This is a genomic window from Bordetella genomosp. 6 (assembly GCF_002119705.1).
GTDB classification, from domain to species: domain Bacteria; phylum Pseudomonadota; class Gammaproteobacteria; order Burkholderiales; family Burkholderiaceae_B; genus Bordetella; species Bordetella bronchiseptica_F.
This window is the reverse complement of sequence record NZ_CP021107.1, coordinates 1614353-1628977: the sequence shown is the minus strand read 5'-3', so window position 1 is coordinate 1628977 and position 14625 is coordinate 1614353. Positions and strand designations below refer to the sequence as shown.

The window sequence follows — 14625 nt, the reverse complement described above, 5'->3', positions numbered from 1 at the left end:
CCTGCAGTGGAGCGCGCGGCGCTGCCGCGACGCGATATCGTGATGATAATACGCCGGGCGCTCCCGCCCTGCTTCAGGCGTGGCCGCGCACGGCCGCCAGGCGCGCCTGCACCATCAGCGCCTTCATGTCGCGCACTGCCTTGTCCCAGCCGTCGAAGATCGACTGGGCCACGATGGCATGGCCGATGTTCAGCTCGGCGATGCCGTCGAGCGCCGCCACCGCCTGCACGTTGCCGTAGTGCAGCCCATGGCCGGCATTGACGCGCAAGCCGTGGCGCAATCCCTCGGCCACGGCGGCGCGCACGCGCGCAAGCTGGGCCTGCGCCTGGGCATCGTCGCGCGCCTCGGCGTAGGCGCCCGTATGCAGTTCGATGACCGGCGCGCCGGCGCGCGCGGCCGCTTCGATCTGGTGCGCGTCCGGATCGATGAACAGCGACACCCGGATGCCGGCCTCGGCCAGCAGCTGCACGGCGTCGGTAACGGCCGCCTGCGCGCCGGCGACATCCAGGCCGCCCTCGGTCGTCAGCTCGGTACGCTTTTCCGGCACCAGGCACACGTCGCTGGGCTTGACCGCGCAGGCGATCTCCAGCATCTCCGGCGTCACCGCGCACTCGAGATTCATGCGGGTGCGCAGCAAGGGGCGGATGGCGTAGACATCGGCGTCCTGGATGTGGCGGCGGTCTTCGCGCAGGTGCAGCGTGATCAGGTCGGCGCCGGCGTCCTCGGCGCGCAGCGCCGCCTGCACGGGGTCGGGATAAGCCGTGTGGCGCTGCTGCCGCAGCGTGGCCACATGGTCGATATTGACACCTAGTTCGATCATGGTTGCTTCGTGGTTGATTCCTGCCAGCCGCCGCCGAGCGCCTTGTACAGCTCGACGCGGTTGATCAATGCCGCCAGCCCCGTCTGTACCAGGCCGAGCTGCGCGTTGAAGTAGTCGACCTGGGCCGTCTGTACCTGCAGATAGCTGTCGATGCCATTGTTGTAGCGCAGGTTGGACAGTTCCAGCGTGCGCCCGGCCGCCACCTGCAGCGCGCGCTGCGCATCGAGCTGCGCGCTGTAGGTCGCCTCGCCGGCCAGCGCATCCGACACCTCGCGGAACGCTTGCTGGATGCTCTGTTCGTACTGGGCCACCGCGATGTTGTCGCGCGCCTTGGCCAGGTTCAGGCCCTCGCGGATGCTGCCGCCGGCGAACAACGGCGTCGTGATCGACGGCGAGAAGCTCCAGTAGCCCTGCCCGCCCTTGAACAAAGTGTCCAGCGACGTGCTGGCCACGCCCAGCAGGCCGGTCAGCGAGATGGTCGGGAAGAACGCCGCGCGCGCCGCGCCGATATTGGCATTGGCCGCCTTGAGCTGGTTCTCCGCCGCCAGGATGTCGGGCCGGCGCGTCAGCAGGTCGGACGGCAGCCCGGCCGGCACGCTGGCCAGCAGCTGGTCGCGGCCGAATACGGCCGGCGCCGGCAGGTCCTCGGGCAGGCCCGGCAACCCGACCAGCACCACCAGGGCATTGGCGGCCTGCGCGCGCGCGCGCGCCAGCGTCGCCAGGTCGGCCGAGGCGCTGTCGAGCAGCGACTTGGATTGGTTCAGGTCGAGCTCGGAGGCCACGCCGCCGTCAAAGCGCGTCTTGACCAGGTTGTACGACTCCTGGCGCGAGGCCAGCGTCTTCTGGGTCAACTCCAGCTGCACCTCGGCGGCGCGCAGGTTGAAGTAGGACTGCGCCACCGCGCCGACCAGCGTGATGTGCACGCTGCGCTGCGCCTGCTCGGTCGACAGGTACTGCTGGTAAGCCGCCTCGGAGAGATTGCGCAGGCGGCCGAACAGGTCGATCTCGAACGTGGTCAGCCCCAGGCCGGCCTGGTACTGGCTGGAGATGGAGGTCGAATCCGGGCCGAGCGGACGCATGTCGGGCGGCAGGTGCTGGCGCTGCCCCTGGATGCCCGCGCCGATGCTGGGCCACTGCGCGCCGCGCTGCACGCCATACTGGGCGCGCGCCTCTTCGACGCGCTGCACCGCCACGCGCAGATCGCGGTTGTTGACCAGGGCCAGCTCGATCAGCTTGCGCAGGCGCTCGTCGCGGAAGAATTCGCGCCAGCCGATCTCGTCGGCCGGCGTGGCGCCCTGCGGCGCCACCGCCGCGGCCGGCTGCTCACCCAGCGAGGTGGGGCTGGCGTAGGCGCCGTACTGCACCTTGGGCTGGCTCGGCCAATCGGCCTGCACCGGCGCCTCGGGACGCTTGTAGTCGGGCGCCAGCGAGCAGCCCGCGAGCGCGGCCGCCACCAGCACCGAGAGCGCACTGCGCTTGTACATCACGGCCATCATTCCTTGTTCTCCTGACCGCCGGTCTGCGGCGCCGGCGTCGCGGCGCCGTCCTGCGGCTGCTGTTGCTCGGCGGCGCGCTTGGCCGCCTGCTCTTCCTCGAAGGCGCGCAATTCGGCGCCCAGCAGGCGCGGCCGGGTCTTGAACAGGCCCAGCACCACCACGAAGAAGGTCGGCACGAAAATCACCGCGAACGGGGTGGCCGCGAGCATCCCGCCCAGCACGCCGATGCCGACGGCGCGCTGGCTGGCCGCGCCGGCGCCGGTGGCGATGGCCAGCGGCACCACGCCCAGGATGAACGCCAGCGACGTCATCAGGATGGGGCGGAAACGCAGGCGCGCCGCCTCCACCGCCGACTCGTACAGACCCTGCCCGCGCGCGTACTGGTCCTTGGCGAACTCCACGATCAGGATGGCGTTCTTGGCTGCCAGCCCGATCACGGTCACCATGCCCACCTGGAAGTACACATCGTTGGACATGCCCAGCGCCGACACCAGCGCCACGGCGCCCAGCATGCCCAGCGGCACGACCAGCATCACCGACAGCGGGATGGCCCAGCTCTCATACAGCGCGGCCAGCACCAGGAACACGACCAGCAGCGCCAGCCCCATCAGGATGGGCGCCTGGTTGCCGGCCAGCCGCTCCTGGTAGGACAGGCCGTTCCATTCGTAGCCGAAGCCCTGCGGCAACCGGGCCACCAGGTCCTGCATTTCCTGCATGGCTTCGCCGGTGGTGTAGCCCGCCGCCGCGTCGCCGCCGATACGCACCGCCTCGTAGCTGTTGTAGCGCACCACCTGGACCGGGCCTTGCACCCACTTGGCCGACACGAAGGTCGACAGCGGCACCATGCCGCCCTGGTTGTTGCGGGCGTTCAGCTTGAGCAGGTCCTCGACCTGCATGCGGTACTGCTGGTCGGCCTGCACCCAGATGTTCTGCATCCGGCCCATGTTGGGAAACTTGTTCAGGAAGGCCGAGCCCACCGCGGTGGAGATCAGGGTGGCCGCCTCGTCGAAGTTGACCCCCAGCGCCGCCGCCTTGTCGCGGTCGATCGTCAGGCTCAGCTGCGAACCCGGCCCCAAGCCGGTAATGCGCACCTGCGACAGCACCGGGCTCTTGGCCGCCATGCCCATCAGCTCGGCGGTGGCCGCGCCCAGCGCCTCGGTGCCGGCGCCGCCGCGGTCCTGCAGGCGGAAGTCGAAGCCGGAGGCGTTGCCCAGCGACGAGATCGCCGGCGGCACCAGGGTGAACACCTGCGCGTCGTGGATGCCCATCAGCTGCTTGGAGAAAGCCGTGAAGGCAATCGCCCCGGCCGAGTCGGCACGGCTCTTGCGCTCGGAGAAATCCTTGAGCGTGGTGAACGCGATGGCCGCGTTCAGGCCGTTGCCGTTGAAGCTGTAGCCCTGCACCGTGATGACGTTCTCCACCGCCGGGATGTTGCGGAAGTAGTTCTCGACTTCCTCGATCACCTCGATGGTGCGGTTGGCGCTGGCGCCGGTGGGCAGCTCGATGTTGCTGACCACGTAGCCCTGGTCTTCCTCGGGCAGGAACGACGACGGCAGGCGCATGTACAGCCAGCCCAGCAGCACCACCAGCAGCGCGAACGCGAGCATCATGCGGCCGCCCTTGTGCAGGATGCGCGACACCCAGTTCTGGTAGTTGTGGGTGGTGGCGTCGAACTTGCGGTTGAACCAGCCGAAGAACCCCTTCTTTTCCTGGTGATGGCCCTTGGGAATGGGCTTGAGGATCGTCGCGCACAGCGCCGGCGTGAAGCTGAGCGCGAGGAACGCCGAGAAGAAGATCGACACCGCCATCGCGACCGAGAACTGGCGATAGATCACGCCGACCGAGCCGGTCATGAAGGCCAGCGGCAGGAACACCGTGACCAGCACCAGCGTGATGCCGACGATGGCGCCGCTGATCTGCGGCATGGCCTTCTTGGTCGCCTCCTTGGGCGACAGGCCCTCGGTGGCCATGATCCGCTCCACGTTCTCGACCACCACGATGGCGTCGTCGACCAGGATCCCGATGGCAAGCACCATGGCGAACATGGTCAGCACGTTGATCGAGAAGCCCAGCGCCAGCATCACCGCGAACGCCCCCAGCATGGCCACCGGCACCACCAGGGCCGGGATCAGGGTATAGCGCACGTTCTGCAGGAACAGGAACATCACCAGGAACACCAGCACCATGGCTTCGACCAGGGTGTGGATGACCTGCTCGATCGACACCTTCACATAGGGCGCGGTGTCGTACGGGATGTCGTAGCGGATGTTGGACGGGAAATACTGCGACAGCGACGCCATCTGCTGGCGCACGCCCTCGGCGGTGGCCAGCGCGTTGGCGTCGGGCGAGAGCACGATGGCGAACGCCGCCGTGGGCTTGCCGTTCAGGCGCGCGCCGAACTGGTAGTTGTCCGCCCCCACCTCGATGCGAGCCACGTCGCGCAGCAATACCTTCGAGCCATCGGTGTTGGCGCGCAGCACGATCTGGCCGAAGCCTTCGATCGTGCTCAACTGGCCGTTGACGATCACGGTGGCCGTGGCGCGCTGGCTTTCCGGGTTGGGCGGCGCGCCGATGCTGCCGGCCGAAATCAGCACGTTCTGCTGGCTGATGGCCTGGTTGACCTCGGCCATGCTGAGGTTGAAGCCCACCAGCTTGTCCGGGTCGACCCAGATGCGCATGGCGCGCGGCGCGGCGAACAGCTGGAACTGGCCCACGCCGGGCACGCGCGACACCGGGTTCTTGACGTTGCGGGTGATGTAGTCGGCCAGGGCCGTCTGGTCCAGCGTGCCGTCGGTGGACGACAGGGTCACGATCATCAGGAAGCCGGCGCTGGTCTGCTCGTACTGCAGGCCCTGCTGCATCACCGCGACCGGCAGCTGCGCCGTCACGTTGGACACGCGGTTCTGCACGTCCACCTGCGCCAGGTCCGGATCGGTGCCCGGGGCGAACGTCGCGGTGATCTGCGACTGGCCGTACGAGTCGCTGACCGACTCGTAATACAGCAGGCCCTTGGCGCCGTTGAGCTGGTCCTCGATGATACTGGTGACCGACTCGGCCACTTCCTTGGCGGAAGCGCCCGGATAGGTCGCGGTGATCGTGATGGCGGGCGGCGCCACGTCCGGATACTGCGACACGGGCATATTGGGAATGGCCAATATCCCTGTCAGCAGGATGAACAGTGCGACTACCCAGGCAAAAATCGGTCTATCGATAAAAAATTGCGGCATGTGGGCTGACTCTGAAAGCGATGCTCACGAAAAGGGAACGCGGCGCCGTCGGGCGCCGCGCGCCGCTTACGACTGCTGGCCGGCGGCCGGCGCCTGCTTGGCGGGTTCCTGCTTGGAAGGCTGCTGGCCCGCGGCGGGCTGCTGGCCGGCAGGCGCCGCGCCCCCCTTGTTCCAGGGCGAAGCCTGCACCGGCGCACCCGGGCGGATCTTCTGGAAGCCTTCGACCACCACCACGTCTCCCGCCGCCAGGCCGCTGTTGATGACCCACTGGTTGTCGATCACGCTGCCCGTGGTCACCGGCACCTGCTCGACCTTGTTGTCCTTGACCAGCATCAGGCTCTGCATGCCGTCGGCGGTGCGCTGCAGGGCCTGCTGCGGCACCAGCAGCGCCTTGTCGTCGACGCCCTGGTCCACCCGCACGCGCACATACATGCCAGGCAGCAGGATGTTGTCCGGATTGGGCACCTCGGCCCGCAGGTTCACCTGGCCGGTGGTCGGATCCACCGTCACGCCGGTAAACAGCAGCTTGCCCGCTTCGGGGTAGGTCGAACCGTCTTCCAGCACCACCTGGACCTTGACCGCATCCTTGCCCACCTGCTGCAGCTTGCCGGCGGCGAACGCGCGGCGCAGCGCCGCCAGGTCGGCGGTGGATTGCGTGAAGTCGACGTAGATCGGATCGAGCTGCTGCACCGTGGCCATCTGGGTGGCGGAGGTCGCCTCGACCAGCGCGCCCTCGGTCACCAGCGGCTTGCCGATGCGCCCCTTGATGGGCGAGGTCACGTCGGTATAGCCCAGGTTGATCTTGGCATTGGTCAGGTTGGCCTTGGCCGCCGCCACGCTGGCGTCGGCCTGCCGGTAGCGGGCCACGGCATTGTCGTATTCCTGCTTGCTGACGGCATTGGCCTTGACCAGCGGCGCATAGCGCTCGGCCAGCAGCTTGGCGCTGAACAGGTCGGCCTGCGCCTGCTTGAGCTGCGCGGCGGCCTGGTCGTAGGCGGCCTGGTAAGGCGCCGGGTCGATCTTGAACAGCAGCTGGTCGGCCTGGACGTCGCCGCCCTGCTCGAAGGCGATCTTCTGGACGATGCCGGTCACCCGCGCCCTGATCTGCGCGTCGCGCACCGCGTCCACGCGGCCGGGCAGCTCGGACACCACCGCGGCGCGCTGCGGCTGCACCGTGATCACGCTGACCTGAGGCATGCCGGGATTGAACTGGGGCTTTTCGCCGCATGCTGCCAACAACACTGAAAGCGTCGCAACAAGACCGAAAGCCGAGACACGCTGAGGCGAAAAACGCATGGATTCCTCACGGAGGTAAAAGCGCGCTGCTCCCAACCGCCATTGCGACGGCCGCACGCGAGCATGAGGCACGCAGAGAACGCGTTAATGTAGCCGATTTTCAGTTAAAACGCCGGGGTTTCCCGCATTCGGCGGATGGGCATGCCGGCCTCAAAGGCGCATGGGACGGTCGTTTGCGGACAGCGCGGGCCGTTCCGGCTGCCCCGCCCCACGCCGGCCGCGGCGGCAAGCGCCCCGTACGAATGTCCATGTCCCTGCCCGGCGGGGCGGACACGACGCCGGGCGGAATTCGCCCCCGGCAGGCGCGGCTTCCGACGGCCCGGCACGGTCGCGGACTCAGTCGTCCGTACGATGGATGTCGTGCGTCACGAAACTCTCGTCGGGCGACGGCTTGTCCAGCACGCCTGGCTGCGCCAGGGTGCGTTCGATATCGGCCAGGCCGAAGCGCCAGTGCTCCCGCATCGACTCGGTATTGAACTCGTAGTCCTTGGAATGGCGTTCGAACTGGTTGGCCTCGTAGATGAGGTTGACCACATTGACCAGCGGCGTGCAGGCCTCGCGCCGGGCCTCGGCCAGCTCGGGGCTGCTGCGCACCCGCGGGGGCAGGCGGTCGAGCACGCGCTGCAGGCTGCGGCGCAGCTTGAGCTGGCGACGGAACGTATCGGTGACGATGCGCGTGCGGCTGGAGTACTGGATGTCCTTCTGCCGCTCCGCCACCTCTTCCAGGCTGGCGGGCAAGGGGCCGCGCGCCGGCCACAGGTCGACCTGGAAAGCCAGCGTGTCGCGCATCGGATGGACCGCCAGCACCTTGGTCAGCGGGGTGTTGGACACCAGCCCGCCGTCCCAGTAGAACTCGCCATCGATCTCGATGGCGGGAAAGCCGGGCGGCAGCGCGCCGGACGCCATGACGTGCTCGGGCCTGATGACGGTCTCGCGGCTGTCGAAGTAGGCGAAATTGCCGGTGCGCACGTTGACCGCGCCCAGGCTGACCCGCACATCGCCGCGGTTGAGCAGGTCGAAATCGACATGGTCGCGCAGCGTCTGCAGCAGCGGCGTGGTGTCGTAGAAGCTGGTCGCGGCCGCCCCGCCCCCCTGCACCAGGTACGGCGGCGGAAAGCGCGGCTCGAAAAACCCCGGCTGGCCGCGCGTGAGCGCATTGAAGGCGGCCAGCTGGCCATTGCTCTGGTTGGAACCGAAGCCGAACGGCGCGTTGGCGAACAGGGCCGCCCAGGCGTCGCCCCAGGGCAGGCCGGCGAACCCGGTGGGCCGGCAGATGGCCTCCCAGAAGCCGCGCAGGCGCCCGACCCGCTCGTCCACGGGAGCGCCGGCGATGATGGCCGCGTTGATGCCCCCGATGGAAATGCCGGCCAGCCAGTTGGGCCGTATGCCTGCCGCATGCAGGCCCTCGTAGACGCCGGCCTGGTACGCGCCCAGGGCGCCGCCGCCCTGCAACACCAGCGCCACCGTCTCGTAGTCGGGCATGCGGGCGCCGCCGCGCGCCTTGCGTTTGCTCATCGGCGCCCCGCTACGGTTTGGGAGGCGTCTGCGGCTGGCCGTTGCCGGCGCGGAACGGATACCGGGAGAAGATCTGCGCCACGCCCTGCTCGACGCTGGCCACCGATTGCGCCTTGTCGAGATCGTTGACCTCGCCCGTGGCCACGCCCTCCCACACCAGTTGCCGGCGGCGCGCGTCGACCAGGTCGATATTGAGCGTGCCTTCGGTGTACTGGTAGACGTCGTCGCCCCAGCCGTAGCCGGGCCAGCCGCCGTAGAAGCCGGCCCGGTAGCCGTAGTACGGGCCCATGGGCGGCGGCGCCGGCGTCACCTGGGTTTTTTCCTGCAGCTTGCCGTTGAAATTGACCAGCAGGTCGGGTTTGCTGTCGTCATAGGTGTAGCCGCGCATCTCGAGCTGGCCGCGGGTGGCCTGCTTCAGGCGTTCGGTCAGCAGGCTGCTGTAGCCGGCCCGGTCGGTGCCCAGCGGCGACATGAATGCGAAGGTCCGGTACTGCGCGAAGTTGGCGCTGTGGTCATAATCGCTGCGTAGCGTAGGCCCCGACGCGCAACCGGCCAGCAGGCCGGCGGCCACCGAGGCGGTAAGCAATTTGACGATCTGCATGTCTCACCTGTGTAGCGACGTGTGAGCGCCCATCATGCCGCGATCGGGGGCAACTTGCAATAAACTCTCATTTGCATCCACCATCGGCCGGCCGCGCCGGCCAGACCGCCATGTCCGCACCTTCCCTGCAACTCGACGGCGCGCTTTGGCTGCGCTCGGGCGACCAGCCCTGGGGCGGCCAGCATCGCATCGACCTGCTGGCCCAGATCGAGGCCACCGGCTCGATCAGCGCGGCCGCGCGCGCCGCCGGAATGAGCTACAAGGGCGCCTGGGACGCCATCGACGCCATGAACAACCTGGCCGGCGAGCCCCTGGTGCTGCGCTCGACCGGCGGGCGCGGCGGCGGCGGCACGCGCCTGACCGACCGCGCCCGCCGCCTGATCGCCACGTTCCGGGCGCTGCAGGCCGAACACCAGCGTTTCGTCCAGCACCTGGCCGCCGGCGGGCTGGACGCCGCCGGCGACATCGACATCATGAGGCGATTCATGCTCAAGACCAGCGCCCGCAACCGCCTGCTGGGCACCGTCGAAGCGGTCCATGCCGGCGCCGTCAACGACGAAATCGTGCTGCGCATCGCCGGCGGCCAGCGCATCGCGGCCGTCATTACCCGCGCCAGCACCGAAGAGCTGGGCCTGGCGCCCGGCACCCAGGCCATCGCCCTGATCAAGGCGCAGGCGGTGCTGCTGGGCCTGCCCGGCCCCGGCCTGCGCCTGTCGGCGCGCAACCAGCTGCCCGGCAAGGTAGCCGAGGTGCGGCCGGGCGCCGTCAACAGCGAGATCATCGTCGAGCTCGACGGCGGCGGCACGCTGGCCGCCATCGTCACCGAGGAAAGCGCGCGCGACCTGGCGCTGGCCGCCGGCATGCCGGTCTGCGCCCTGTTCGACGCCGCCAGCGTGATGCTGGGCGTGCTGGACTGAGGCCCCGGGGGGCCTCCCCTCGGGCGGTTCAGCCCAGCAGCAACGCGTCGTCGGACAGCTTCTCGCCGCGCACCCGCTCGAACATGGCGAGCAGGTCTGGCACGTCCATGCCCTTGCGCTCGTCGCCCGACACGTCCAGCACCACCTGGCCCTGGTGCAGCATGACGGTGCGCTCGCCCACGTCGAGCGCCTGGCGCATGCTGTGCGTGACCATCATGGTGGTGAGCTGGCTCTCGGCCACGATGCGGGCGGTCAGCCGCAACACGAAATCGGCGGTGCGCGGGTCCAGCGCGGCCGTATGCTCGTCCAGCAACAGGATGCGCGAGGGCTGCAGCGCAGCCATCAGCAGGCTGACCGCCTGGCGTTGTCCGCCCGACAGCAGGCCGATGCGGTCGGCCAGGCGGTTCTCCAGCCCCAGGCCCAGGGTCGCCAGCCGCTCGCGGAAACCGTCGCGCATCGACGCCTTGACGGCCCGGCTGAAGCCGCGCCTGGCGCCGCGCATCTGGGCCAGCGCCATGTTCTCCTCGATGGTCAGGTCTTCGCAGGTGCCCGCCATGGGGTCCTGGAACACGCGCGCCACGCGTCCGGCGCGCTCCCAGACCGGCTGGCGGGTCACGTCGGCATCGTTGATGCGTATGGTGCCGGTATCGACCGGCAGGTCGCCGGAGATGGCATTGAGAAACGTCGACTTGCCGGCCCCGTTGGAGCCGATGACGGTCACGAACTGGCCATTCGGAATGTCCAGCGACAGCCCGCGCAGCGCGCGGGTCTCGATCGGCGTGCCGGCATTGAAGGTAATGTGCAGATCCTTGGCGCTCAGCATGTCAAGCCCCCTTCCTGCCGACCAGGCGGCGCTTGAGCATCGGGATTACCAGGGCGATCGTGACCAGCACGGCCGTCACCAGGTTCAGATCCTGTGCCTTGAGTCCGATGAAATCGCTGTTCAGGGCCAGCGCGATGAAGAAGCGGTACACGATGGCGCCGAGGATGACCGCCAGGGTCGCCATCACCAGGCGGCGCGACGGCAGGATGCTCTCGCCCACGATGACCGCGGCCAGCCCGATGACGATGGTGCCGATGCCCATCGAGATGTCGGCGCCGCCCTGGGTCTGCGCGAACAGCGCGCCGGCCAGCGCCACCAGGGCGTTCGACAGCGCCATGCCCGCCAGGATCATGGCGCCGGTATTGACGCCCTGGGCGCGCGCCATGCGGCCGTTGGAGCCGGTAGAGCGCATGGCCAGGCCGGTCTGGGTGGCGAGGAACCAGTCCAGCGCCAGCTTGACGATGATGACCACCACCAGGAGGATCAGCGGCCGCGCCACGTAATCGCTCAGCCACTGCGGCTGCAGCAGGGTGAAGACGGTGGGTTCGGTGATCAGGGGCACGTTGGGCTTGCCCATGATGCGCAGGTTGACCGAGTACAGCGCGATCATCATCAGGATGCTGGCCAGCAGGTCCATGATGCGCAGCCGCACATTGAGCCAGCCGGTGACCAGCCCGGCGGCGGCGCCGGCGAAGGTGGCGATGATGGTGGAGGTGAAGGGGTCGTAGCCCGCGGCGATCAGGGTCGCGGCCACCGCGCCGCCCAGCGGAAAGCTGCCGTCGACCGTGAGGTCGGGAAAGCGCAACAGGCGGAAGGAAATCAGCACCCCCAGCGCGACCAGGCTGAAGATCAGGCCGATTTCCAACGCCCCGAGCAAAGAGAACAATGACATGTAGGAGAACCTGGCCAGCCCTGTCTTGTGGATGAGGCCGGCGCTGCCTTGAATTGTGTTCGGTGGAAATGCCGGCCGGGCACCGCGTGGCGCCCGGCCGAATACGCGATTACTTGATGACTTGCGCCGCGGACTTGACCAGCGCGTCGGACAGCGTCACGCCCTGCTTGGCGGCCGCGCCCGGGTTCACGTAGAGCTCCAGCTTGGAGCTGGTCTCGGAGGGCATGGCGCCGGGTTTTTCGCCCTTGAGGATGCGCACCACCATCTTGCCCGTCTGCACGCCCAGGTCGCGGTAGTTGATGCCCAGCGCGGCGATCGCGCCGCGCTTGACGCTGTCGGTGTCCGAAGCCACCAGCGGGATCTTGGCGTCGTTGCCCACCTTGACCAGCGACTCGTACGCCGACACGACGTTGTTGTCGGTGTTGGTATAGATGACGTCGACCTTGCCGATCAGGCTGCGCGCGGCCGAGGCCACGTCCACCGTGCGCGGCGCGGCCGCCTCGACCAGCGTCATGCCGGCCTTGGGCAGCAGGTCCTGCATCTGCTTGACGACCACGACCGAGTTGGCCTCGCCCGGGTTATAGACCATGCCCACGCGCTTGGCATTGGGCACCACCTTCCCGATCAGCTCGATCTGCTTGTCCAGCGCCAACAGGTCGGACACGCCCGTGACGTTGGTGTTGGAGGCCTCCATCGAGGGCACCAGCTGCGCGGCCACCGGGTCGGTCACGGCCGAGTACACCACGGGCACGTCCTTGGTGGCCGCCACCACGGCCTGGGCCGACGGCGTGGCGATCGCCACGATCACATCGGGCCGGTCGCCGACGAACTTGCGCGCGATCTGCGCGGCCGTGCCGGTGTTGCCCTGGGCGCTCTGGTATTGCCACTTCAGATTCTTGCCCGATTCGTAACCCGCCTGTTTCAGGGCGTCCTGCACGCCGTCGCGCACCGAGTCGAGCGCGGGGTGTTCGACGATGGCCGTGACCGCCACCGATTTCTGCTGCGCCATGACCGGTGCGGCGTGGATAGCCATCGCCAGCGCCAGCGCGCCTACCGTCAGAAAATGTTTTTTTCCGATCAGCATGTTGTTTGCTCCTTAGACCCTCGGGTAGTTATCGTCCATGGCGCCCCCGCGGCCTCCCGCAGATCGTGCGGCCATGAAACCGTGTAGTCTAACGTGAGCCGGCCGGCCCCAAGGCGCGGGATATCCCTAGAACGGCCGGCCGCGCGACGGCGCACCCCTTCTTACTTCACGACACCGCAGGCCATCCGCCCGCCCCCGCCGCCCAGCGCGGCCGGGTGATCGCTGTAATTGTCGCCGCCGACATGGATCATCAGGGCATGGCCGGCCAGGTCCGCGACCTTCAGGCGCGGGGCCAGCACCGGATAGGTCGCCTTGCCGTCGGCCGCCACGTACATGGCCGGCAGGTCGCCCTTGTGGCCGGTCTTGTCGTAGGGCCCCTTGTGGGCCCCGGTGTTGTCCGGATCCCAGTGTCCGCCCGCCCCGCCGCCAACCACGTCCTTGCCGTCGACCTTGGTCATCGTACAAGAGGGCTTGGCATGCAGGTGAAAGCCGTGCACGCCGGGCGACAGGCCGTGCAGGTCGGGCGTGAACAACACCCCGTAGTCCGTTTGCTCGTACTTGATCTGGCCGATCTTCTGGTCGTCGCCCTTGGGGCTCAGGAGGGACATTTCGACGGACTGGGCGGCGGCCACGCCGGACATGGCCGCCAAAGCCAAGGCTATCAGGGACTTCATCACATGCTCCTTGAAAAGGGCCCGCCGGGGCTGGCGCACGGCCAAGCCCGCGCCATGCGGTCCCGCGGCCAGGCCGACTGCGATACGGAACCAGCGATGAAAGAAGAGCGGCGCCGGCTGGCGCGGCTCTCCTTTCGTCCCTCACTGTACACCCGCTCAGTCCAGCGTGACGCCCGAATCCTTGACGACCTTGGCCCAGCGCGCCACTTCGCTATCGACGAATTCGCCGAACCGCGGGCCGGTCAGGTCGGGAATGGCCGAACCGTTGCCCGCCCAGGTTTCCTTGATCTTGGGATCGTTCAAGGCCTTGGTCACGGCGGCGGTCATCTTGTCGACCGCCTCCTGCGGGGTGCCGGCCGGCGCCCACAGGGCGTACCAGGTCGAGACCTCGTAGTTGGGCACGCCCGCCTGCGCGGCGGTGGGCACGTCGGGGAACGACGGCGAACGCTGCGACGCCGCCACCGCCAGCGGCTTGATGGTGCCGGCCCGGATATGCCCCGCCGACGACCCCAGCCCGTCGAAGGCCAGGTCGACCTGGCCGCCGATCAGGGCCGAGAGCATCGGCCCGGCGCCCTGGTACGGCACGTCGACCAGCTTGATGCCGGTCTGCATGGCGAACAGCTCGCCGGCCAGGTGGTGGGTGCTGCCCTTGCCGGCGGTGCCGAAGTTGATGTCGCCCGGCCGCTTGCGCGCATATTCGATGAACTCCTGCAGCGATTTGACCGGCAGCTTGGCCGTGTTGATGACCACGACCTGGGGCGGCTGCGCCAGCAGGGCCACCGGCACGAAATCCTTCTGGATGTCGTAGCTCAGGTTCTTGTACAGCGATGGCGCCAGGGCATGGTGGGCGCCCCCCATGAAGAAGGTGTAACCGTCAGGCTTGGCCTTGGACGCCACGGCGGCGCCCACGGTGCCGCCCGCGCCCCCCTTGTTGTCGATGACCACGCTCTGGCCCAGCTGCATGCCCAATTGCTGGGCCAGCGGGCGGGCGAAGGTGTCGGTGCCGCCTCCGGCCGGAAACGGCACGATGATGGTGACGGGACGCTCCGGCCAGGCGGCCTGAGCCGGCGCCGCGGCGCCCAGCGCCGTCGCGGCGATGAGCGCGGCGCCCAGGATGGGGTATTTCATGGTGTCTCCTCGTTGGTACAGCGTAGCGGGGCCTGAAGGCCCGGTCTGTTATGCGCCGCGCTCGCCATGCTGGCGGCCGGCTTGTATGTACATCTGACGCGTCCAAATCGTGCGGTTGTCTGTCTGGTGGTCTGCACTCCTCCCTGGTCTGT

At 68.5% G+C, this 14625-nt stretch carries 12 protein-coding genes; 1 reads left to right on the top strand and 11 read right to left on the bottom strand.

Annotated elements, in window-relative coordinates; all coding sequences use genetic code 11:
• Positions 1-73 precede the first annotated feature (73 nt).
• From pdxJ to CAL11_RS07650, 6 genes are all read right to left on the bottom strand, one after another.
• Positions 74-820 carry a pyridoxine 5'-phosphate synthase gene (pdxJ, locus tag CAL11_RS07675; RefSeq protein WP_086092583.1) on the bottom strand — a complete coding sequence of 249 codons (747 nt, stop codon included), beginning with the start codon at positions 818-820 and terminating at the stop codon, positions 74-76.
• Positions 817-2316, bottom strand: coding sequence for an efflux transporter outer membrane subunit (locus CAL11_RS07670; RefSeq protein WP_086092582.1), 1500 nt, complete (start codon positions 2314-2316; stop codon positions 817-819). The genes pdxJ and CAL11_RS07670 overlap by 4 nt, the downstream gene beginning before the upstream one ends.
• Positions 2313-5543 carry an efflux RND transporter permease subunit gene (locus CAL11_RS07665; RefSeq protein ID WP_033467098.1) on the bottom strand — a complete coding sequence of 1077 codons (3231 nt, stop codon included), beginning with the start codon at positions 5541-5543 and terminating at the stop codon, positions 2313-2315. Before CAL11_RS07665 ends, CAL11_RS07670 begins: the two co-directional genes overlap by 4 nt.
• 66 nt (positions 5544-5609) lie before the next feature.
• Entirely contained in the window at positions 5610-6839 is a 1230-nt protein-coding gene (locus CAL11_RS07660; RefSeq protein WP_033467101.1) for an efflux RND transporter periplasmic adaptor subunit, read from the bottom strand.
• A gap of 336 nt (positions 6840-7175) precedes the next feature.
• Positions 7176-8354 carry a DUF3734 domain-containing protein gene (locus tag CAL11_RS07655; RefSeq protein ID WP_033467103.1) on the bottom strand — a complete coding sequence of 393 codons (1179 nt, stop codon included), beginning with the start codon at positions 8352-8354 and terminating at the stop codon, positions 7176-7178.
• A gap of 10 nt (positions 8355-8364) precedes the next feature.
• Positions 8365-8955, bottom strand: a complete 591-nt coding sequence (locus CAL11_RS07650; RefSeq protein WP_086092581.1) for a DUF4136 domain-containing protein — start codon at positions 8953-8955, stop codon at positions 8365-8367.
• A 110-nt stretch (positions 8956-9065) separates the two neighbouring features.
• On the opposite strand from CAL11_RS07650, the gene CAL11_RS07645 reads away from it, so the two are divergent.
• Complete coding sequence (locus CAL11_RS07645; RefSeq protein WP_068927748.1) at positions 9066-9872, top strand: TOBE domain-containing protein; 807 nt, start codon at positions 9066-9068, stop codon at positions 9870-9872.
• Between the two features lie 28 nt (positions 9873-9900).
• Here the strand turns inward: CAL11_RS07645 and CAL11_RS07640 are convergent, their stop codons facing one another.
• From CAL11_RS07640 to CAL11_RS07620, 5 genes are all read right to left on the bottom strand, one after another.
• Complete coding sequence (locus tag CAL11_RS07640; protein ID WP_033467107.1) at positions 9901-10695, bottom strand: ABC transporter ATP-binding protein; 795 nt, start codon at positions 10693-10695, stop codon at positions 9901-9903.
• Position 10696: 1 nt separating this feature from the next.
• Complete coding sequence (locus CAL11_RS07635; protein ID WP_033467110.1) at positions 10697-11587, bottom strand: ABC transporter permease; 891 nt, start codon at positions 11585-11587, stop codon at positions 10697-10699.
• A gap of 109 nt (positions 11588-11696) precedes the next feature.
• Positions 11697-12671, bottom strand: a complete 975-nt coding sequence (locus tag CAL11_RS07630; RefSeq protein WP_033467112.1) for an ABC transporter substrate-binding protein — start codon at positions 12669-12671, stop codon at positions 11697-11699.
• Positions 12672-12832: 161 nt separating this feature from the next.
• A complete protein-coding gene (gene sodC, locus CAL11_RS07625; RefSeq protein WP_086094526.1) occupies positions 12833-13345 on the bottom strand; it encodes a superoxide dismutase family protein in 513 nt (170 codons plus the stop codon).
• A gap of 156 nt (positions 13346-13501) precedes the next feature.
• Entirely contained in the window at positions 13502-14473 is a 972-nt protein-coding gene (locus CAL11_RS07620; RefSeq protein WP_086092580.1) for a Bug family tripartite tricarboxylate transporter substrate binding protein, read from the bottom strand.
• Positions 14474-14625: the final 152 nt, after the last annotated feature.